The 20,940-nt window shown below is 67.1% G+C and carries 18 protein-coding genes; 10 read left to right on the top strand and 8 right to left on the bottom strand.

Annotation, left to right across the window (positions count from 1 at the left end; all coding sequences use genetic code 11):
* Positions 1 to 30: 30 nt before the first annotated feature.
* Both CAL15_RS16625 and CAL15_RS16620 read right to left on the bottom strand, forming a co-directional pair.
* A complete protein-coding gene (locus CAL15_RS16625) occupies positions 31 to 1,611 on the bottom strand; it encodes an ABC transporter substrate-binding protein (RefSeq protein ID WP_086079613.1) in 1,581 nt (526 codons plus the stop codon).
* A gap of 212 nt (positions 1,612 to 1,823) precedes the next feature.
* The gene (locus tag CAL15_RS16620) at positions 1,824 to 2,516 is read right to left on the bottom strand and encodes a GntR family transcriptional regulator (protein WP_086081145.1); all 693 of its coding nucleotides are present in this window, start codon (positions 2,514 to 2,516) and stop codon (positions 1,824 to 1,826) included.
* Positions 2,517 to 2,780: 264 nt separating this feature from the next.
* Here CAL15_RS16620 and CAL15_RS16615 point away from each other — a divergent pair, with 264 nt between their 5' ends.
* From CAL15_RS16615 to ltaE, 5 genes are all read left to right on the top strand, one after another.
* The gene (locus tag CAL15_RS16615; RefSeq protein WP_086079612.1) at positions 2,781 to 3,980 is read left to right on the top strand and encodes a pyridoxal-phosphate-dependent aminotransferase family protein; all 1,200 of its coding nucleotides are present in this window, start codon (positions 2,781 to 2,783) and stop codon (positions 3,978 to 3,980) included.
* Positions 3,981 to 4,019: 39 nt separating this feature from the next.
* Positions 4,020 to 5,075 (top strand): serine hydrolase domain-containing protein, encoded by a 1,056-nt coding sequence (locus CAL15_RS16610; protein ID WP_086079611.1) that lies wholly within the window; start codon positions 4,020 to 4,022, stop codon positions 5,073 to 5,075.
* A gap of 280 nt (positions 5,076 to 5,355) precedes the next feature.
* Entirely contained in the window at positions 5,356 to 7,335 is a 1,980-nt protein-coding gene (acs, locus tag CAL15_RS16605; RefSeq protein ID WP_086079610.1) for an acetate--CoA ligase, read from the top strand.
* A 144-nt stretch (positions 7,336 to 7,479) separates the two neighbouring features.
* Complete coding sequence (locus CAL15_RS16600; RefSeq protein WP_420042560.1) at positions 7,480 to 8,352, top strand: DMT family transporter; 873 nt, start codon at positions 7,480 to 7,482, stop codon at positions 8,350 to 8,352.
* Between the two features lie 119 nt (positions 8,353 to 8,471).
* On the top strand, positions 8,472 to 9,512 hold the full coding sequence (gene ltaE, locus CAL15_RS16595) for a low-specificity L-threonine aldolase (RefSeq protein WP_086079608.1): 1,041 nt from the start codon (positions 8,472 to 8,474) through the stop codon (positions 9,510 to 9,512).
* Between the two features lies 1 nt (position 9,513).
* Here ltaE and CAL15_RS16590 read toward each other — a convergent pair whose 3' ends face one another.
* The 3 genes from CAL15_RS16590 to CAL15_RS16580 form a co-directional block, all read right to left on the bottom strand.
* Positions 9,514 to 10,356 carry an NAD-dependent epimerase/dehydratase family protein gene (locus CAL15_RS16590; RefSeq protein ID WP_086079607.1) on the bottom strand — a complete coding sequence of 281 codons (843 nt, stop codon included), beginning with the start codon at positions 10,354 to 10,356 and terminating at the stop codon, positions 9,514 to 9,516.
* An 11-nt stretch (positions 10,357 to 10,367) separates the two neighbouring features.
* A complete protein-coding gene (locus CAL15_RS16585; RefSeq protein ID WP_086079606.1) occupies positions 10,368 to 11,375 on the bottom strand; it encodes an Rpn family recombination-promoting nuclease/putative transposase in 1,008 nt (335 codons plus the stop codon).
* A gap of 148 nt (positions 11,376 to 11,523) precedes the next feature.
* Positions 11,524 to 13,170 (bottom strand): electron transfer flavoprotein-ubiquinone oxidoreductase, encoded by a 1,647-nt coding sequence (locus CAL15_RS16580; RefSeq protein ID WP_198299071.1) that lies wholly within the window; start codon positions 13,168 to 13,170, stop codon positions 11,524 to 11,526.
* A 110-nt stretch (positions 13,171 to 13,280) separates the two neighbouring features.
* Between CAL15_RS16580 and CAL15_RS16575 the strand changes: the two genes are divergently transcribed.
* From CAL15_RS16575 to CAL15_RS16565, 3 genes are all read left to right on the top strand, one after another.
* On the top strand, positions 13,281 to 13,745 hold the full coding sequence (locus CAL15_RS16575) for an acyl-CoA thioesterase (protein ID WP_157666678.1): 465 nt from the start codon (positions 13,281 to 13,283) through the stop codon (positions 13,743 to 13,745).
* A 115-nt stretch (positions 13,746 to 13,860) separates the two neighbouring features.
* A complete protein-coding gene (locus CAL15_RS16570; RefSeq protein WP_086079605.1) occupies positions 13,861 to 14,559 on the top strand; it encodes a CoA transferase subunit A in 699 nt (232 codons plus the stop codon).
* Positions 14,560 to 14,570: 11 nt separating this feature from the next.
* The gene (locus CAL15_RS16565; RefSeq protein WP_086079604.1) at positions 14,571 to 15,224 is read left to right on the top strand and encodes a CoA transferase subunit B; all 654 of its coding nucleotides are present in this window, start codon (positions 14,571 to 14,573) and stop codon (positions 15,222 to 15,224) included.
* A gap of 170 nt (positions 15,225 to 15,394) precedes the next feature.
* Here the strand turns inward: CAL15_RS16565 and CAL15_RS24680 are convergent, their stop codons facing one another.
* From CAL15_RS24680 to CAL15_RS16550, 3 genes are all read right to left on the bottom strand, one after another.
* Positions 15,395 to 16,681, bottom strand: a complete 1,287-nt coding sequence (locus CAL15_RS24680) for a hypothetical protein (RefSeq protein ID WP_086079603.1) — start codon at positions 16,679 to 16,681, stop codon at positions 15,395 to 15,397.
* A gap of 330 nt (positions 16,682 to 17,011) precedes the next feature.
* On the bottom strand, positions 17,012 to 18,268 hold the full coding sequence (locus tag CAL15_RS16555) for a hypothetical protein (RefSeq protein ID WP_086079602.1): 1,257 nt from the start codon (positions 18,266 to 18,268) through the stop codon (positions 17,012 to 17,014).
* Between the two features lie 126 nt (positions 18,269 to 18,394).
* Entirely contained in the window at positions 18,395 to 18,889 is a 495-nt protein-coding gene (locus CAL15_RS16550; RefSeq protein ID WP_086079601.1) for a GNAT family N-acetyltransferase, read from the bottom strand.
* Between the two features lie 176 nt (positions 18,890 to 19,065).
* Here CAL15_RS16550 and CAL15_RS16545 point away from each other — a divergent pair, with 176 nt between their 5' ends.
* Both CAL15_RS16545 and CAL15_RS16540 read left to right on the top strand, forming a co-directional pair.
* Positions 19,066 to 19,953, top strand: a complete 888-nt coding sequence (locus CAL15_RS16545; RefSeq protein WP_086079600.1) for a MurR/RpiR family transcriptional regulator — start codon at positions 19,066 to 19,068, stop codon at positions 19,951 to 19,953.
* Positions 19,950 to 20,930: an isoaspartyl peptidase/L-asparaginase family protein gene (locus CAL15_RS16540; RefSeq protein ID WP_086079599.1), complete on the top strand. Its 981-nt coding sequence runs from the start codon at positions 19,950 to 19,952 to the stop codon at positions 20,928 to 20,930. The genes CAL15_RS16545 and CAL15_RS16540 overlap by 4 nt, the downstream gene beginning before the upstream one ends.
* The last annotated feature ends 10 nt before the right edge of the window (positions 20,931 to 20,940 follow it).

The raw sequence follows: 20,940 nt of genomic DNA, 5'->3' as shown, positions 1-20,940 counted from the left end.
CCCGGCGCGTGCCCGCCGGGCCGCTCGCGCTTACTTCCAGCTCATGTCCCAGAACCGGATCAGCTCATCCGAGTAGGGCTTGACGTTCAGGTCCTTGTTGGCCACGTAGTAGGCCGGCAGAGTCCAGAGCGGCACCGCGTACGCCTTGTCGGCGATGATGCCCAGCGCCTCCTTGTAGGCGGCCGCGCGCTCCTTCGCATCGATGGTCTGGTCGCCCTTGTCCAGCAGTTCCTTCACCTTGGCGTCGCGCGTGACGTCGTCGTTGCCGAAGCCGAAGTACACCGGCGTCGAGGCCGACACGTCGTTCACCAGGTTGGAGGCCCAGGTCTGGTGCGTGAGCGAGGCCTTGCCGGCGCGGATCATGTCCCGCATGGCCGCGTATTGCAGAAAGCTCAGGCGCGGCCGGATGCCCACCGCCTGAAGATAGTTGATGATGGCCTCGGTCTGGTTGCGCTCGCGATAGGCGACCAGGTCGATCTCGAACCCGTTGGGATAGCCGGCCTCGGCCAGCAGCTTCTTGGCCAGCGCGGGGTCGTACTTATAGCTGTGCACGTCCTGCGAGCAGGCCACCTGTGACGGCGTGCAGACCGCATTCAGCAGCGAGCCGCCTTCGCCCACGATGTTCTTCAGGATGGATTCGCGGTCGATCGCATGGTTGATCGCCTTGCGCACTCGTTCGTCCTTCAGCGGCGAGGCGGGCGTGTTGTCGAGGATGTTCATCTGCATGAAGACGATGCGCATCGTGTCGCCGTTCACCACCTGCAGCGTGGGCACCGTCTTCAACTGCTCCGCCTGGTCCTTGGGCACGCTCATGATCAGGTCTTCGCCGCCGGAGATCATCTCGGCCATCTGCGTCTGGCGGTCGGGGATGAAGCGGATCACGACCTTGCCGATCTTGGGCTGGGCCTTGGGCGATTCCTTGAAATAGTCGGCGTTGCGCTCGAGCGTGATGGACTTGCCCGGCTGGTAGTCGACGACCTTGTACGGACCTGTGCCCACGGGCTTGGCGTTCATGCCCTGGGGGCCGACCTCCTGGTAGTACTTGGCCGGATGGATCGCGACCGTGGTCGACAGATATGCCTTGGCAGCCGGGAACGGCTTCTTGGTGGTCAGGCGCACCCGGTACTTGTCGAGCTTCTCGACTTTGTCGATCCAGGCGACGTTCTGCTGCGTGACCGCCTTGTTCTTCGGATCGGCCACGAAGTTCAGCGTGTAGACCACCGAGTCGGCGTCGAATTCTTCGCCGTTGTGGAATTTCACGCCCTGGCGCAGCTCGAACTCCATCGTCTTGTCGTCGACCTGCTTCCAGCTCTTGGCGAGCTGCCCACGGTACTCATTGCTGACGGGGTCGCGGTACAGCAGGGTGTCCCAGACGTTGGCGGCGATGATGACGCCGATGCGCACGTTGTTGTAGTACGGATCGACGCTTTCGGGAGCCTGGTCATAGGCCATGCGGACGGTGTCGTCCTTCTTGGCGGCCTGTGCCGCCGTGGGCGACAGGGCGGCCGCGCCCATGCAGGCGGCCATCAGGGCCGAGACGGCGGCGCCCCGCAGGAATGCGACTCGTACGGACTGCGGCGAAGCAATGGATTTGATGCGACATTCAGCCATGTTGGGGCTCCCTCTTGGCCAAGCTAGTTGGAATGAGATGCTGCCGGTGCTGCGTGAATCGAATCGGTGTTTCCGCTGCGTCCGCCGGAGGCGGAGCAGGAGCTGCTGCACTGCGAATACCGCTGATCTGTCGTCTCGCTCCAGCGCCTCTATCGGCCGGGGTCGTATCGGATGCGCCGCTGTGGTTGTCGTTGGCGCGGCGCGCCGCGCGTTCAGCCGCTGCCGGACGGGCCGCCCTGCGCCAGGCTGCGCAGCGCCGCGTCGCACTTGCGCTGCAGGTGTTCCCGCATGATGGCGGCCAGCCGGTCGCCGTCGCGCGCGGCCAGTGCGTCCGCCATCTCGATGTGCTCGCGCATCGCCTGGTCCCATTTGGCGCGATCCTCGTTCGAGACGAAGCGCAGGTTCTGGATGCGCAGGTTCTGCGCCTCGTACAGCTGCAGCAGCAGCGCGTTGTGCGCGGCCTGGCCGATGCGCCGGTGGATGAGGCGGTTGCAGTCGTAATACGCGGGCAGGTCCTGGCGCGCGTGGCTGGCCATCATTTCGTAGGTGAGCGCGCGGATCTCGGCGATCTCGGCGTCGGTGGCGCGCGCGCAGGCCAGCCTGCACGACATGGCCTCGAGTCCGCCGATGACCTCGAAGGCTTCGCGGATGGTGGTTTCGGACATGGCCACCACCTGCGCGCCGCGGTTCGGCACCATCTGCACCAGGCCCTCTGCCGCGAGCACCCGGAACGCTTCGCGCAGCGGCGTGCGGGACACGCCGAGCAGCTCGCACAGCAGACGTTCGTTCAGGCGCGCGCCCGGCCTGAATTCGCCCTGAATGATGCGTTCCCGCAGTTGTTCCGCCACCGTGCCGGGAAGCGTGCGCCGCGAGCCCGGCCGGGCCGCACGCGCCTCGTCCGCCATGGGGGCGGGCGTCTGCGGGTCGGGCGCCAATAGGGGGGTGCTGCTCATGGTATACAAAACCACTCCACGTTTTGCGGCCACTATAGATCAGCGTGCCGCATGGGCAGCATGGGTGAATACCCTCGATTTTCTCGGGAAAGCAATAGGGATAAAGTGGCGACTGCTTTTGCCGGAGCATGGGTGGGCAGACTCCGACCGTTGGTGAGCGCGCAGATTTTCTGCGCCGTTTGTCGTTTGGTATACAAATTACCGTAAAGGCCACACATGTTCCGCCTCGATCATCACCCCTCCGGCCGACATTTCCTGCAGATTCCCGGGCCGACCAACGTGCCCGAGCGCATCCTGCGCGCCATCGGCCGTCCCACCATCGACCATCGCGGTCCCGAGTTCGGCGAACTGGGGCGCGCCGTGCTGGCGGGGCTGCGGCCGGTGTTCCGGACCGAAGCGCCGGTGGTTATCTATCCCTCGTCCGGCACGGGGGCCTGGGAGGCCGCGCTGGTCAACACCCTGTCGCCCGGCGACCGCGTGTTGATGGCCGAGACCGGCCATTTCGCGGCGCTGTGGTGCCGCCTGGCCGGTCGCCTGGGGCTCGAGGTCGAGCAGATCGGGGGCGACTGGCGGCACGGCGTGGATGCGGCGCAGGTAGGCGAGCGGCTGCAGGCCGATGCGCAGCGACGCATCAAGGCCGTGTGCATGGTGCACAACGAAACCTCCACCGGCGTGGTCAGCGACATTGCCGCGGTGCGCGCCGCGATCGATCGCAGCGGGCATCCGGCGCTGTTGATGGTGGACGCGATTTCCTCGCTGGGCGCGATCGACTACCGCCACGACGAATGGGGCGTGGACGTGACGGTGGCCGGCGCGCAGAAGGGCCTGATGCTTCCGCCAGGCCTGTCGTTCAACGCGGTAGGCCCGCGCGCGCTGGCCGCGGCCGAGACGGCGCGGCTGCCGCGCTCCTACTGGGACTGGCGCGAGATGCTGGCCTCCAACCGCAATGGCTATTTTCCGTACACGCCAGCCACTTCGCTGCTGTATGGCCTGCACGAGGCCCTGGAAATGCTGGCGGAGGAGGGACTGCCGCGCGTGTACGCGCGCCATCGGCGCCATGCGGCCGCCACCCGCGCCGCGGTGCAAACGTGGGGCCTGGAGACCGTGTGCCAGGAGCCGCAAGGCCACAGCCCGGCGCTGACGGGCGTGCTGATGCCGGACCGGCGCGGCGCTGACGCGTTGCGCAAGATCATCCTCGAGCGCTACGACATGTCGCTGGGCCAGGGCCTGGGACGCCTGGCCGACCAGGCCTTCCGCATCGGCCATCTGGGCGACTTCAACGACCTGACGCTGTGCGGCACGTTGGCCGGCGTCGAGATGGGCCTGGCTGCCGCCGGGGTGCCGCATCGGCCGGGCGGCGTGCAGGCCGCCATGACGCTGCTGGCCGGCGAGGCCGCGGCCACCGCAGACGAGTGAAACGCTTTCCGAACCATAGCGCCAAGCACAGGAGCCCGCATGAACGACACGCTGATGCAGCAAGCCATCGAATTCGCCAACGCCCACGAAACGGCCTGGGACCGCAGCGTCGACGGCGTGTGGGGCGTGCACCAGCAGGATCCGCCGCCCTGGAACCGCCTGCTGGGCCCCGTGCACGATCGCGGCCCGGTGTCGGGTGTGGTCGTGGTCGATGGCAACACGGTCGCCTCGTGGGGCGAACCGCGGCGAGCGGACCTGACGTTCAGCGTGGCCAAGCTGTACCTGGCGATCCTGGCCGGCGTGGCGCACGACCGCGGCCTGCTGCCCGACGTGGACGAGCCCGTGCGCCAGCGCGTGGCGGGCATCGGCTTCGACCACGGCCAGAACGCCGAGATCACGTGGCGCCAGCTGTTGCAGCAGACCAGCGAATGGGAAGGCGAGCGTTTCGGCGTGCCCGACCAGGTCGATCGCTACCGCGCCGTCACGTTCGGCACGCCGCCCGGCGGCAAGAAGGGCGACCCTCGTCCGCTGCAGCGTCCCGGCACCTACTGGGAATACAACGACGTGCGCATCAACCAGCTGTCGTATGCGCTGCTGCACCTGTTCCGCCGGCCGCTGCCCGAGGTGTTCCGCGAGGCCGTCATGCGGCCCATCGGCGCCAGCGAAGACTGGCAGTGGGTGGGCTATGACAATGCCTGGATCGAACTGGACGGCCGGCGCGTGCAGTCGGTGCCGGGCGGCTCGCACTGGGGCGGCGGCATGTCGATCAGCAGCGTCGACCAGGCCCTGATCGGGCAGATGCTGCTGGACGAAGGGCGCGCGCGCGACGGCCGCCAGGTGCTGTCCGCGGAATGGGTGCGGGCCATGCGCACGCCGTGCTCGCTGGCCCCGTACTATGGCTATCTCATCTGGCTGAACCACGAGGGCAAGGTGTTCCCCAGCCTGCCCGCGTCGAGCTTCTTCGGCGTGGGCGCGGGCAGCTCGTTCACCTGGGTCGAGCCCGAGCGCCGCATGGTCGTCATCGTCCGCTGGCTCGACTCCGCGCACGCCGACGCCTTGTTCGGGCGCATTCTCGCCGCCGTGGACGCGGCATAGTCTCCGATCCGGCACCCGCGCTGCGCGGGCGCAGCGCGGCTGCTATCCTTACGCCATGGCGCGCCGGCTACCACGACCGCCAGCGTTGCGCCCTGCCGGCCGCATATTCGTAAGGTGCCCGTAAGAGCCCGGCGATACGGTGGCGTGCCGCATCCTCGCAATGCCCCATGCCGCGCGTCGGGCTTGCCGCCTCCTGTGGCGGTTCTCTGGTTGGCCCGGCGGCAGGACGAATGCGGCGGCAAAAAACGGCAGCACCAAAACCACTGATCGGAGACCAACCATGTCCAATGCCATTCAATCCGTCCTGGTCGAGAACCGCGTGTTCCCGCCGCCGGCCGCCGCCGTCGAGGGCGCGGCCATCTCCGGCTTGGATGCGTACCGCAAGCTGTGCCAGGAAGCCGAGCAGGACTTCGAGGGCTTCTGGGCCCGCCTGGCGCGCGAGCACCTGCAATGGAACAAGCCCTTCACACAGGTGCTGGACGAATCCAATGCGCCGTTCTATCGCTGGTTCGGCGACGGCGAGCTCAACGTGTCGGCCAACTGCCTGGACGCGCAGGTCGCGAAGGGCAATGGCGACAAGGTCGCCATCATCTTCGAGGCCGACGACGGCAAGGTCGACAGGGTGACCTATAGCGAGCTGCTCGCGCGCGTGTGCCGTTTCGCCAATGGCCTGAAGTCGCTGGGCTACAAGAAGGGCGACCGGGCTATCGTCTACATGCCCATGTCCATCGAGGCCGTGGTGGCCATGCAGGCCTGCGCGCGTCTGGGGATCACCCACTCGGTGGTGTTCGGCGGTTTCTCGGCCAAGAGCCTGCAGGAACGCATCGTCGACGTCGGGGCATCGCTGGTCATCACCGCCGACGAGCAGATGCGCGGCGGCAAGAAGATCCCGCTGAAGCCGGCCGTCGAAGAGGCCATCGCCATGGGCGGCTGCGAGGCCGTGCGGCAGGTCATCGTGTATCGCCGCACCGGCGGCGACGTGGCCTGGAACGAAGGCCGCGACCTGTGGATGCACGAGGTCGCCGCCAACCAGCCCGATACCTGCGAGCCCGTGGTGGTCGACGCCGAGCACCCGCTGTTCATCCTGTACACCTCCGGTTCCACCGGCAAGCCCAAAGGCGTGCAGCACTCGTCGGCGGGCTTCCTGCTTTGGGCGCTGCTGACCGTCAAGTGGACCTTCGACGCGCGCGCCGACGACGTGTACTGGTGCACGGCCGACGTGGGTTGGGTCACCGGCCATACCTACATCGCGTACGGCCCGCTGGCCGCCGGCCTGACCCAGGTGGTGTTCGAGGGCGTGCCCACCTATCCCGACTCGGGCCGCTTCTGGGACATGATCGCGCGCCACAAGGTGTCGGTGTTCTACACCGCGCCCACCGCCATCCGCTCGCTGATCAAGGCATCCGAGGCCGCGCCCAAGACGCATCCTCGGAACTACGCGCTGGATACGCTGCGCATCATCGGCACGGTGGGCGAGCCGATCAACCCCGAGGCCTGGATCTGGTATCACAAGAACGTCGGCCGCGAGCGCTGCCCCATCGTCGATACGTGGTGGCAAACCGAGACCGGCGGCCACATGATCACGCCGCTGCCGGGCGCCACGCCGCTCAAGCCGGGTTCGTGCACGCTGCCGCTGCCGGGCATCGCCGCCGCCATCGTCGACGAGACCGGCGCAGACGTCGAGCAGGGCAACGGGGGCTTCCTCGTCATCAAGCGTCCCTGGCCCGCGATGATCCGCACCATCTGGGGCGATCCCGAGCGCTTCAAGAAAAGCTATTTTCCGCCCGAGCTGCGCGGCTACTACCTGGCCGGCGACGGGGCGCAGCGCGACGCGGACGGCTACTTCTGGATCATGGGCCGCATCGACGACGTGCTGAACGTCTCGGGTCACCGGCTCGGCACCATGGAAGTCGAATCCGCGCTGGTCGCGCACGAACTGGTGGCCGAGGCCGCCGTCGTGGGCCGGCCCGACGACACCACCGGCGAGGCCGTGGTGGCCTTCGTCGTGCTCAAGCGCGCCCGTCCCGAGGGCGAAGAGGCGCAGGCCATCGCCAAGCAACTGCGCGACTGGGTGGCGCGCGAGATCGGTCCCATCGCCAAGCCCAAGGACATCCGCTTCGGCGACAACCTGCCCAAGACGCGCTCGGGCAAGATCATGCGGCGCCTGCTGCGCGTGGTCGCCAAGGGCGAAGAGGTCACGCAGGACGTGTCCACGCTCGAGAACCCCGCCATCCTCGAGCAGTTGGCCAAGCCCCTCTGACCGGCATCCGCGCCTGCGTCCGCCGTGTGCGCGGACACAGGCGCCGCCGATGACCATGGGCCGGCTTCGATGCCGGCCCTTGCTTTTTGCCTTGCGGAGTTTGCAGTGAACGCCAGCAGTATCGATCGCAGCGGCCTGGCCCTGATGCTCATCACCATCCTGGTCTGGGCGGGCAGCTGGATCGCCATGAAAGCGGTGGCGCCCTATATCGGCCCGTTCCATTTCGCGGCGGTGCGCTACCTGGGCGGCGCGGTCGTGCTGTTCGTCGCGGCCATTGCGCTGCGCCGTCCGCTGTCGCTGCCGTCGTGGCGGTTGACCCTGCTGATCGGCCTGACGCAGAACGCCGCGTTCCAGTGCTTCGTGCAGCTGGGGCTGGGGCAGGGCAGCGTCGGGCAGGTCGCTCTGACCACCTACACCATGCCGTTCTGGGTGGTGCTGCTGGGCTGGTGGCTGTTGGGGGATCGCCCCTCGGCGCGCCATTGGTCAGGCATCGCGCTGGCCGCCGCGGGGCTGCTGTGTTTCGTGGCGCCGTGGAAAGGACTGGTGGGCGGGCTGCTGCCCATCGGCCTGGGTACCGTGGCGGGCCTGTTCTGGGGTCTCGGAACGGTATTGGCCAAGCGCGCCTTCGATCGGCACGCGCCGGACGTGCTGGTGTTCTCGGCCTGGCAGATGCTGCTGGGCGGCCTGGCCATCGCGCCCGTGGCGCTCGCCGTGCCCCAGAAGGCCTTGCAGTGGAACGGCACGCTGCTGCTGGGCATGCTGTACGTGGTACTGATCGCCACGGCGCTGGGGTATCTGCTGTGGATGCTGGTCGTGCGGCGCGTGCCGGCGTCCATCGCCGGCCTGTCCGGCCTGGGCGTGCCCGTGGTGGCTGTGCTGATGGCATGGGCCTTTCTGGGCGAACGGCCCACGCAGGACGAGGCGCTGGCCATGGCGCTTATCCTGGCCGGTCTATGGACCGTCAGCCGCGCCGCCAGGCGTCCGCGCGCCGGCTCGGATGATACAGTCGCGCCATGATGTCCCCGACCTGCGCCGCGACGTCATGCGACGCCCGTCCTCATCCTGTTTTACCAGTCTCGCCGGCATGCCGTGCCGGCTTTCCATACGCATACTGATACCGAAGTCCAGGAGCCAGCATGATCGACTTGCGCAGCGATACCGTCACCCGTCCCACTGCCGCGATGCTGCAGGCCATGGTGCAGGCGCCCCTGGGCGACGACGTGATGGGCGACGATCCGACGGTGCAGAAGCTGCAGGCCGTCGTGGCCGAACGCGCCGGCAAGGAAGCCGGCCTGTATTTTCCGTCCGGCACGCAGAGCAACCTGGGCGGCCTGATGGCGCATTGCGGCCGCGGCGACGAGTATCTGGTGGGCCAGCAGGCCCATACCTACAAGTACGAAGGCGGGGGCGCCGCGGTGCTGGCCAGCATCCAGCCGCAGCCTGTCGAACATGCGCCCGACGGCACGCTGCCGCTGGAAAAGCTGAAGGCGGCCGTCAAGCCTGACGATCCGCATTTCGCGCGCACGCGCCTGCTGGCGCTCGAGAATACATTCCAGGGCAAGGTGATACCGGCCGACTACATCCGCCAGGCCGCCGCGTTCGCGCGCGAGCAGAATCTGGGGCTGCACCTGGACGGCGCGCGCGTGTTCAATGCGGCCGTGGCCAGCGGCCAGCCGCTGCAGGCGATGTGCGAGCCGTTCGACACGGTCTCCATCTGTTTTTCCAAGGGCCTGGGCGCGCCGGTCGGTTCGGTGCTGGTGGGAGGCAAGGCGCTGATCGACGCGGCGCGCCGCTGGCGCAAGGTGCTGGGGGGCGGCATGCGCCAATCGGGTGTGCTGGCCGCGGCCTGCCTGTATGCGCTGGAGCATCACGTCGAGCGCCTGGCGCAGGACCATGCCAACGCCGAGCGCCTGGCCGCCGGCCTGTCCGGTATCCAGGGTGTCCGCGTGCTCTCGCAGGACACGAACATGGTGTTCGCGGAGTTCGAGCCCGCCATCTGCGAAGGCCTGACGCGCGCGATGGGCGAGCGGGGCGTCCTTATGCGGGCGGTGTATGGCGGACCGACGCGCCTGGTCACGCATCTGGACGTATCCGAACAGGATGTGGATCGCGTGGTGGCGGTGGTGCGCGAGTACTGCGGCCGCCATGTGACGGCGACCTCGGCGGCGGCCGCCTGATTCAGGCCGCGCCGATCAGCGCGGCATAGCCCGCGCGCGAGTCGGGCCATTGCAGCGTCAGTCCGCTGGCCCGCAGTCGCGCGTTCGAAAGCCGCTTGCTGCCGACGCCTGCGGGCGGAGGTCCCTCGGGCGGCGGCGGCGCGTTCAACATGGTTGCCAGGCAGTCGTACAGTTCGTGCAGCGGCAGAGGGGTGTCGTCGCAGCCGATGTACACGGGCTCCACCTTCGGCAGGTACAGCAGGTGCGCCACCGCGGCGGCCGCGTCGTCGATGTGCATGCGGTTGGCCCAGTGCGCGGAGTCGCGCGGCGCGCGCGCCTGGCCGGCGCGGATGCGTTCTAGCAACTGCGTGCGGCCGGGGCCGTACAAGCCGGCCAGACGCAGTGCTGCGGCGGGCAGGCCCTGGTCGGCCAGCCATTGTTCGGCCTGCAGCAGCACCTTGCCATTGAAGCCCGGCGGATCCGGCTGTGTGTGCTCGTCGACCCAGCCTCCGGCATGATCGCCATATACCGCGGATGACGAGACGAACACCACGCGCCGAAGCATCGTGCGGTCGAGCGCGCCGAACACATGGGGCAGGGGATCGGTGAATACCGTGGTGTAGGCCCGCGGGTCGCGGCGGCCCGGCGCAGGCAGCCAGGCCACGCGCGTGATGCCGCCCGGCAGGTCATTGAGTTGTTCGGGCCGGCTCAGGTCGGCGCGTATCCAACGGATGCCGGCGGGCGCGTCGGCAGGCGGCGTGCGCCGCAGCGCCCAGACCTCGTCGCCGCGTGCCAGCAGATGCCGCGCCGTGCGCAGGCCCAGGTCGCCGCAGCCGACCAGCAGTATGCGTTCGTTGTCGGCCATGGCGTGACCGTTCAATGCCGGAACACGTCGTCCAGGGTCCGGGCATCCAGGAGCTTTTCAGCCCAGGCCTCCAGATGCGCGGTGTCCGCTTGGGACAGGCGTAGCCGCACTTCGTCGGGCAAGGCGCCGAAACGCCGGGCGAGCAGACGTTCGAGCAGCAGGGATTCGCCTTCCTGGACACCCATTCGACGGCCTTCCTGGCGGCCTTCTTGACGGCCTTCCTGGCGGCCTTCCTGGCGGCCTTCCTGATGCCCTTGCTGACGCCAGCGCAGGCTCCAATCGATTTTCTCTTGCACGATCATGGTTTCGATCTCCCGCAAGGTGCTGACCGGGGGGATGCTAACACCCGGCGCGCGCTCCTGCAGCAGGACATCGCGCAACCAGGCGGTGAACGCCTGCTGCAATTCGTCGAAGGCGGGCGCATCCAGTCGGTCGATCAACGCCTGCAGCGCGTCGCGCAGCTCGTTCTCGTCGCGCGCGTGTTCCAACCGAAAGAGCAGGGTGGCCAGGTTGGCAGGAGGCAGATCGCCTCGCGCGAGCAGTTCGCCCTGGTCCAGCAACAGATAGCGCAGCGATGGTGCGTGCGCCTGCAAGCCGGGCACGGGCTGCACCAGCTCCGCCACGTCGTGAGGAGCCTGCCAGCGCGCCAGGCCGCGGTAGAGCACGATGGGCAGCGCTGCCGGCAGGCTGCCGTCGGGCAACACCTGCTTCTGGCGCCGCAGGTCTTCGTATAGCAGCCCCAGATAGGTCATCATGCGGACGGCCATGTGGGAATCGGAGCGCGACTGGAACTCCAGCAGCACGTAGACATAAGCCCACCCGTGGCGGCCCTGCACGCGCCAGATCATGTCGCCCGAGCGGCGGCGGCGATGCCGCGCGACGTGCTCGCCATTCACGCGTTCCAGCGTGGCGAAGTCCGCTTGATCGAGCCAGTCCTGCGCGACGCTGCCTCGCAGCAGGTCGCTGATCATCTCAGGATGACTGAACAGATTGCGGTAGGCGTGATCGTGGCGGGACATGGCAGGCGCGCGTCTGTCGGTGGACAGAGGCGCCTACTCTAGATCATGCGAGGGGGCAGCGGAGCGCCGGGCGTGGCGGTTTCATCCCGCTCGACCACTCCGGCGTCGTGCGTGCGTAGGGAGGCGGCGGTGCGCGCCCGCCGCGCCATCACATGCCGCTGTACACCGGCCCTTCGCCGCCCTGCGGGGCCACCCACACGATGTTCTGCGTGGGATCCTTGATGTCGCAGGTCTTGCAGTGCACGCAGTTCTGCGCGTTGATCTGCAGCTTGTCGGCGCCGTGGTCGTCCTTGATGAACTCGTACACGCCCGCGGGGCAGTAGCGCGCCTCGGGTCCGCCATACTGCGCCAGGTTCACCGCCACCGGCACGGTGGGATCCTTCAGCGTCAGGTGCACGGGCTCGTTTTCGTCGTGGTTGGTGTTCGAGATGAACACCGAGCTGAGCTTGTCGAAGGTCAGCTTGCCGTCGGGCTTGGGATAGTCGATGCGCGCGCACTGCGAGGCCGGCTGCAGATACGCGTGGTCGGGCTTGGTGCGATGGATGGTCCAGGGGAAATTGCCCTTGAGCAGCCATTGCTCGACGCCGGTCATGATGGTGCCGACGGTCTGGCCCTTCTTGAACCACTGCTTGAAGTTGCGTGCCTTGTGCAGTTCGTCGTGGAGCCACGAGGCTTCGAAGGCCGTGGGGTAGGCGGCCAGCTCGTCCTGCCGGCGATCGGCGCCCAGCGCCTCGAACGCGGCCTCGGCGGCCAGCTTGCCCGTCTTGATCGCGGCGTGGCTGCCCTTGATGCGCGACGCGTTCAGGAAGCCGGCTTCGCAGCCGATCATGGCGCCGCCCGGGAACACCAGCTTGGGCAGCGACAGCAAGCCGCCCGCGGTAATGGCGCGCGCGCCATAGGCGATGCGCTTGCCGCCCTCGAACGTCGCGCGGATCGCGGGGTGAGTCTTGTAGCGCTGGAATTCCTCGAACGGCGACAGCCACGGGTTGGCGTAGTCCAGGCCCACTACCATGCCCACGGCAACCAGGTTGTCGTTCAGGTGATAAAGGAACGAGCCGCCGTAGGTGTCGGTGTCCAGCGGCCAGCCCGCGGTGTGCATGACCAGGCCGGGGCGCGATTGCGCGGGATCGACTTCCCACAGTTCCTTGATGCCGATGCCGTAAGACTGCGGGTCGCGGCCGTCGTCCAGCTTGTATCGCGAGATCAGCTGGCGTCCCAATTGACCGCGCGAGCCTTCGGCGAACATCGTGTAGCGGGCCAGCAGTTCCATGCCGGGCTGATAGTGATCGGTGTGCGTGCCGTCGCGCGCCACGCCCATGTCGCCGGTGGCCACGCCGCGCACCGCGCCGGCTTCGTCGTACAGCACCTCGACGGCGGCGAAGCCGGGGAACACGTCCACGCCCAGCGCTTCGGCCTGTTCGCCGAGCCACTTAACCACGTCGCCCAGGCGCACGACATAATTGCCGTGGTTCTGGAAACAGGCCGGCAGCATCCAGTTGGGCGTGCGGCGCGCGCCGGTGCGGGTCAGGAACAGGAACTGGTCTTGCGTGACCGGCACGTTCAGCGGTGCGCCTTTTTCTTTCCAGTCGGGAATCAGTTCAGTAAGCGCCAGCGGGTCCATCACCGCGCCGGACAGAATATGCGCGCCCAGCTCGGCGCCCTTTTCCAGCACGCATACGCTGACCTCGCGGTCGTGCTCGGCGGCGAGCTGCTTCAGGCGGATCGCGGCGGCCAGCCCGGCCGGCCCGCCTCCTACCACGACCACGTCATATTCCATCGATTCGCGTTCGGACATTGCGAAGTTCCCCTCTATCGGCTTCGGTATGGCAAGAAGTATCATCGGCGATTGTATTGCAGCCGGCGCTCTACGTCGGACGCAATGCCCCTAGACCAGGAGTACCACGCGTGACCCGCGACAATCCGCCGACGCGCCCGCTTGCCGAGGGCGACGTCCATCATGCCGATCTGCCCTTGCGCTGGGGCGATTCCGATCCGCTCGATCACCTTAACAACACCGTGTACTTCCGCTTGATGGAAGAGGCGCGCATGCAGATTCTGTATGGCGCGGGGATGCGGTTGCCCCCCGCCGAAACGAACGGGGGCCTCAGCGCCATCCTCGCGCATGCATCGTGCGATTTCGTTCGTTCCTTCACCTATCCGGCCGATGTGCGGGTCACGCACCGCGTCACGCGCATCGGCCGTTCCAGCATCGAGTTCGAACTGACGCTGGAGAAGCTGGGCGATGAGGCCGGCGTGTATGCGCGCGGCCGCAACGTGCTGGTCTGCATCGATGCCGTCACCGGACGCTCGGCGCCCTGGCCCGCCGACATGCTGGGCCGCTTCGGCACACAGTTCAGGCCAGGCGGCTGAATGGTGCGGCACGGCACCTGCCGCTACAATCGTCCGCAAACCGAACCATGAGGCGCGGGCCCCCGGCCTGCGCCCTTCGCAAGAAAGATTCGATTTCGATAAAGGAGCTGGAGCAATGGACAAGGTTTATCCAAGCGCCGCCGAGGCGCTGGCTGGCGTCGTCAAGGACGGCCAGATGATCGCCGTAGGCGGCTTCGGGCTTTGCGGTATTCCCGAGGCGCTCATCGCGGCCTTGCGCGACTCGGGCGTCAAGGGCCTGACCTGCGTCAGCAATAACGCGGGCGTCGACGGTTTCGGACTCGGCCAGCTGCTTGCCACGCGCCAGATCCGCAAGATGATCGCCTCGTACGTGGGCGAGAACAAGGAATTCGAACGGCAGTTCCTGTCCGGCGAACTCGAGCTCGAGTTCACGCCGCAAGGCACGCTGGCCGAGAAGCTGCGCGCCGGCGGCGCCGGCATCCCGGCATTCTTCACGCGCACCGGCGTGGGCACCGTGGTGGCCGACGGCAAGGAAATCCGCGAGTTCGACGGCGAGCAATACGTGATGGAGCGCTCGCTGGTGCCCGACGTGTCGCTGGTCAAGGCCTACATGGCTGACCGCAGCGGCAACCTGGTGTTCCGCAAGACGGCGCGCAACTTCAATCCCAACGTGGCGATGGCGGGCAAGGTCACCATCGTCGAGGTCGAGAAAGTCGTCGACACCGGCAGCTTCGATCCCGACCAGGTTCATCTGCCCGGCATCTACGTGCACCGGATCGTGGTCAACGCCAATCCGGAAAAGCGCATCGAACAACGCACCACGCGTACCGCCTAAGGAGACGAGCAATGGCATGGTCCCGCGAAGAAATGGCGGCTCGCGCCGCGCGCGAGCTGCAAGACGGTTTCTACGTCAACCTGGGCATCGGCCTGCCCACCCTGGTCGCCAACCACGTGCCCGCGGGCATCGAGGTCTGGCTGCAATCCGAGAACGGCCTGCTGGGCATCGGTCCTTTTCCCACCGAGGACGAGGTCGATCCCGATCTCATCAACGCCGGCAAGCAGACCGTCACCACGATGTCGGGCTCCTCGATCTTCTCGTCGGCCGACTCGTTCGCGATGATCCGCGGCGGCAAGATCAACCTGGCCATCCTGGGCGCCATGCAGGTGTCCGAGAAGGGGGACCTGGCCAACTGGATGATCCCGGGCAAGATGGTCAAGGGCATGGGCGGCGCCATGGACCTGGTGGCCGGCGTCAAGCGCGTGGTGGTGCTGATGGAACACGTGGCCAAGAAGAAGGACGGCACGGAAGACATCAAGCTGCTGCCCGAATGCAACCTGCCGCTCACCGGCGTGGGCGTGGTGGATCTCATCATCACCGACCTGGGCGTGATGGAAGTCACCGACGACGGGCTGAAGCTGCTCGAGACGGCGCCGGGCGTCACGGTCGAAGAGATCCAGGCCAAGACGCTGGCCAAGCTGGACGTCTCGCTGCTGGCTTGACGTGAAAAAAGGGCGGAAGGCCGTGTGTGGCCTGTCCGCCCTCGTGCGAGTCTCGACGCCTTGCCGGGCCGTTGCCGGGCAAGGCGTTTTGTCATGAGATTATCGCCCGACGGTGTCAGCACGAGTAATGGTCATGGCCCGCTGGTTCCAGCAGACCGTGGTGCCGCGATTTACCGTATGGGGGGCAACTGCGTGTCGCCCTGATTCAGGTGGCACAGCACGACGCTGGTCCCGCCCAGCGATTGCATCAGGTACAGGCTGGACGACAGCGGCAGCTGCGTTACCGGGAAGGTCTCGTCGATGTCGGTCGTGAGGGCCGCGACGCCATTGAAGTCGTAGAACGTTTCCCCGTCGGCGGTCGGCACCTGGTTGTAGCGCAACGTGCCGGCAGCGGTCTCCGTCTCGTCCGACGACGTCAGTTTCACGGTGGACCCGGTCGATTGGACCGTGGCGAAGGCTTCGCCACGCTCTGCGCATTGCCATGCGCCATCGAGCTCGTTGCCCTTCAGGGCAGTTTGCAGTCCCGCATAGACTACCCCCGTGGAGCGGTAGAAAGTCAGGCCATTCTCGGGAAGCAGGTCCAGGACCAGCACGGGGCCGCGGTCACCGGCATGGACGCGTACGACGCCTGCCTTGAATTTCACGGGCTCGGGCAGGGCCGGGTCGGACATCTCTACGATCATGCGCACCTCGCCGTCGTCCGCATCCCGTTCCAGTCTGGCCGGAGAGCCGGTGTATTCCCCGCCGTCCATATAGCGGCAATTGCCTTCGCTGGTAACCTGCTCGTCCAGGCAAACCACCATGGTCGCGTCCGCCCGGATCATCAGTGTGCCCCTCAGATAGTCGTCCCCGCCGGCCATGATGCCGACGGACGCGCGCATCGGATCCATCAGCTGTCGTGCCGCGCCGGAGAACACATAGGTTCCGGCCAGCGTCGACAGGTCGGCGGGCACGGCGTAGCTGGTGCCGGACACGGTTGACAGCATTCCATCGACGAACATGTTGCCGGCAATAGTGCGCGTGCGATTGTCGATCAGCAGCACGAACGCGCCGTCGCCGCCCGTTATGGTCGTGAAGAATTCGCCGCTGCTCGTGCTGGTGTAGGTGCCCGACGACTCGCCCACGCCGAACTGGGTCTGCAGGGGCTTGATGTGATAGGTGCCGGCCTGGCTGTCGAGCGTCAGACGCCAGGTATCGCCGATGTCGGCTACGACGTCATAGACAGTGATGGTTTCGCTGTTGCCAGCGATCGGCGCGAGACCCAGGAGCTCGGCCGTTGCCTGCGAACCTTCGGTAACCGGGTCCAGCTCGGGGGCGGGAGGTTCTTCTGCGGGCGTTTCAGGCGCCGGCGCGGTGGGAGTCTCCTGCTGCGGCGCGTCGTCATCGTCGTCGTCGCTGCCGCCGCAGGCCGCGAGCAGCAGGGGAAGCAGCAGGGCTGCCGCCAGTTTCTTGTGCATGGATGTTCTCTCGTTGTGCGTTATCCGGGCGCGTGCTGCCCGATGTGTTGTAGAGCGTCAGTTCGGGACCGGACCGCTGAGGGACCTTGGCCGATGCATCTTCCGAAACTGTCAATTGGTAACGGATCGGTATGGGGAAAATATAGGGCTGGTGGGGAAGACGCTGAGAGCGTCGACTTGGCAGCCTGCGGCCCGATAACAGGCAATTGCAGGGTGCAGCGGCGACAAAACTGTAGTTTTGAAGCTGCGCTGCGGAATGTCGCGGTTACTCTGCCGCGCGGTGCGGTCCTATTACGACCACGATCCGCGCGGGTTCTCGACGCGTTTCGTTCAGTTGACGGCGGGATGACAGATCGACAGATGCACCGATAGAGTCCCCGCGCTCAGACCCGCGCTCATCGACACCAACAGGCTCGACGACATCGGCACGTACATCCGCACCGATGCGTCCTGTTCCGACACGGTGCCGGCGAAGCCATTGAAGACAGGAGCCGTCACGGGCTCGCCGCCCGGTTCTCCGCTATCGATCGGAAGCCCGTTGTAGTACAACTGTGCGGACACCGTTTCGCCTTCCGCGGATGTGATGCGGATGGTAGGGGCATCCGCGACCAATGTGTCGCTGGGCAGCCCGCCGCCACTGCAAGTCCAGGAGCCATTCATCTCCGTGCCTTGCAGCGCCTGCTGTTTGACGAAATAAGTGGTGCCGGTGACAGGGCTGCCAGTAGCGCTGGAAAGCGGGACATCAGTCGTCAGGATGGCGCCGCGATCGCCTGCCTGGACGCGCACGATGCCCAGGTCGACCGGTCCGCTGTCGGCGATCTGTGGGGTCCTCAAGTGGACCTGCCCGTCGGCGGCGTTCCAGGCCAGTTGCACGGGAGTCCCTGGCATCGTCGGCGAGCCCTCCCCGCCGCCTGGCTGGCCACATTCGCCTTCAGCGGTGACTTGACCCAAGACGCACATTGCGCCGGTGCCATCGGTCCTCAGCAGCAGCGTGCCGGGCAAGGCGGAGATGCCGGCTTGTTCCGGGGGGATGTCTCCGCCGGGTTGCATGCGCGAGTTGAGCAGGCCGGCGTAGGTTCCTGCGAATACCGCCAGGTCGGCGGGCATGCTGTAGCTCGAGCCGGTCACCGAAGCTGTTTGTTCACCCACCTTCATCGTGCCGGAGATGGTGCGGGTGCGGTGGTCGACCAGCAGGGTGAAGGCGCCGCCGGCTCCCGTGAACGTGGAGAAACTTCCGCTGGTGACATGGGTGAACGTCCCTGTCGCGTCGGTCAATCCATACGCGGAGTAGATCACCTTCAGCGAGAACGCCCCTGTCCGAGTGTTGAAACTCAGTTGCCAGGTATCCCCGATGTCGGCGATCACATCGTAGACCTGCACCGATTCGTCGTTGCCCGATATCGGTGCCAGTCCCAAGGCGGACGCCGTGGCCTGGGACGCCTGGGTGATGGCATCGACGGGGGCAGGCTCGGGTTGCGCGGGAGGAGGTGTCGTCGGGGCCGAGTCTCCATCGTCGTCGTCGGACGACCCGCCGCATGCCGCGAGCACTAGAGGGAACAGCAGGGAGAACGCCAGTTTCTTGTTCATCGTCGGGTTTCTTTCCTGGGTTGTAGTGAGCAAAGGCTCTCTTCTTTGGCCGATTCCTGATCGGCGGCCAACCATGAGGAACAAGAGCGGCGCGATAGTTCCGCGCCTTGCCGGACCGTGAGTGGTCTACCGTGCAGCGGACAGCCGCATCCCGATATGCGGAATGCCGTCTTCCATATAGGGATCGGTCACCGGGTCGAACCCGTGACCCGCATAGAACGCCTGCAGCCTCTGCTGCGCGCCCAGGTAGACCGGCGCTTGCGGCCAGAGCCGGCGCACTTCCTTCAGCGCCTGGCGCATCAATTCATGGCCCAGCCCCTGTCCGCGTGCGTCCGGGGCGGTGACGACCCGGCCGATGATGGCCTGGCCGTCGTGGCTGTCCGGATCCAGCAGCCGCGCGCCGGCCAGCAGCCGGCCCGTTTCGTCCCATGCCATCAAGTGCCAGGTGTCCTGGCCCAGATCTTCTCCATCCAGATCCAGGAAGACGCATTGTTGTTCCACGACGAAGACCTCGCTGCGCAGGCGCAGCAGGGCGTACAGCTCGGTGGTGGCGAGGTCGCTGTGGTGTTTGCAGGTCCAGGTGGGCACGGTTCGGGTAATCGCGCGGGATGGAAGGGCCATATGGTAGACCACGCTCGCGATGCTGCCCGCATGTGTACGACACCGCTTATGACCGCTATATGACAAGGGTTGAGGGTATACCCTCGGTATGAAAATAAATTTTCTTTAATACAATTCGTGTGTAAACAGATTTACATGAACCCGCGCTAGTCCTACCCTGCGTTCTCCGCCGCACCGTGTCTCCCCCCAAGGCCAAGGCCGCTCCCACCATCGCCGAACGTATCGCCCGCGCGCAGCCCGAGTTCAGTCCGGCGCAGCACGCCATGGCCGAGTACGTGCTGGCTCACCAGTTCCGCGCCGCCACCATGACCATCGACGAGTTCGCCGCGGCGGCCGGCGTGTCGGTGGCCAGCGCCAACCGTTTCGCAAAGGCCCTGGGCCTGCCCGGCTACCCGCAGTTCCGCGCCGAGCTGGCGCGCGGCTTCGAGGCCGCGCTGGAGCCCGTGGAAAAGCTGCGCACGGAGCTGGCGCATTCGGCCAGCGCGGCGCAGATCTTCGCGGCCTCGCTGGAAGAGGACGTCCGCAACGCACAGCGGACGCTGCAGTCGCTGGACGCCAACGCCTGCGAGCGGGCCGTGGACGCCATCCTGGGAGCCGAGCGCGTGTTCATCATCGGCTTCGGCGCCAGCGGCTTCCTGGCCGGCATGCTGCAGCGCGGCCTGTGCATGCACCTGAACATGGTCGAATCCCTGGCGGGGCCCGGCGGTGTGTCGCACGCGGCGCGGGTGCTGTCGCGCCTGGGCCAGAGCGACCTGGTCATCGCCATCGGCTTTCCGCGCTATCTGGCCGACACCGTCACGCTGGCGCGGGCCGCGCGGCAGGCCGGCGTGCCGGTGCTGGTGCTGACCGACAAGCCCACGTCTCCGCTGGCGCCCGCGGCGTCGGTGGCGCTGTACGCGCACAGCGCGCGCCAGCTCAGTCCCAATGCCGAGACCGCGGCGCTGGGCATCATCGAAGCCTTGTCGGCCGCGGTGGGATACCGGGCCAAGAATTCCGTTGCCGCGGCGGCCGGTGTGACCGAGTCCGTGATGCCGTGGCTCATACATGGTGTAGGAAAACGTTGATGCAACCCGTGATTGCCATTCATGGCGGCGCCGGCGCGATGTCGCGCGCGGCGATGTCCCCCGAGAAAGAGCAGGAGTACCTGTCCGCGCTGCGCGAGATCCTGTCCGCCGGCCAGGCGGTGCTGGCGCGCGGCGGCAGCGCGCTGGACGCGGTCACCGAGGCCGTGCGCCTGCTGGAAGACTGCCCGCTGTTCAATGCCGGCCATGGCGCGGTGTTCACCAGCGCCGGCACGCACGAGCTGGATGCCTCCATCATGGACGGCGCCACGCTGCGCTCGGGCGCCATCGCCAACGTGAATCGCGTGCGCAATCCGGTGCTGGCGGCGCGCAAGGTCATGGAAGAAAGCAAGCACGTCTTCTTCGTGGGCGAGGGCGCCGAAGCCTTCGCCCGCGAGCACGGCCTGGACATCGTCGATCCTTCGTATTTCTCCACCGAGGCGCGCCGCGAACAGCTGCTGCGCGTGCAGCGCGAGACGCCCGATGCGGCCGTGCTCGACCACGACGGCCAGGCCATGGTGGCGCGCGGCCAGCCCGCGCCGGCCGATCCCCTGGATGCCGACAAGAAGTTCGGCACCGTGGGCGCCGTGGCGGTGGACGCGCAGGGCAACGTGGCCGCGGCCACCTCCACCGGCGGCATCACCAACAAACAGGTGGGGCGCGTGGGCGATGCCCCGCTGGTGGGTGCCGGCTGCTATGCCAGCAACCGCACCTGCGCGGTATCCACCACCGGCACCGGCGAGATGTTCATCCGCATGGTCGCCGCGTACGACGTGGCCGCCCAGATGGAGTATTGCGGCACGCCGCTTGCGCAGGCCGCCGAACGCGTCATCATCGAGAAGCTGCCGACCATCGGCGGAAAGGGCGGCCTGATCGCCGTCGATGCGCAGGGCAACGTGGCCCTGCCGTTCAACACCGAGGGGATGTACCGCGGCTACGCGCGCGTCGGTGAAGCCCCTGTGGCGGCCATCTACCGATGAGCGCGCCGGT

The organism is Bordetella genomosp. 13 (assembly GCF_002119665.1).
Classification (GTDB): Bacteria; Pseudomonadota; Gammaproteobacteria; order Burkholderiales; family Burkholderiaceae_B; genus Bordetella.
Note: the sequence above shows the minus strand (reverse complement) of the source record. Positions and strands in the feature narration are given on the sequence as shown.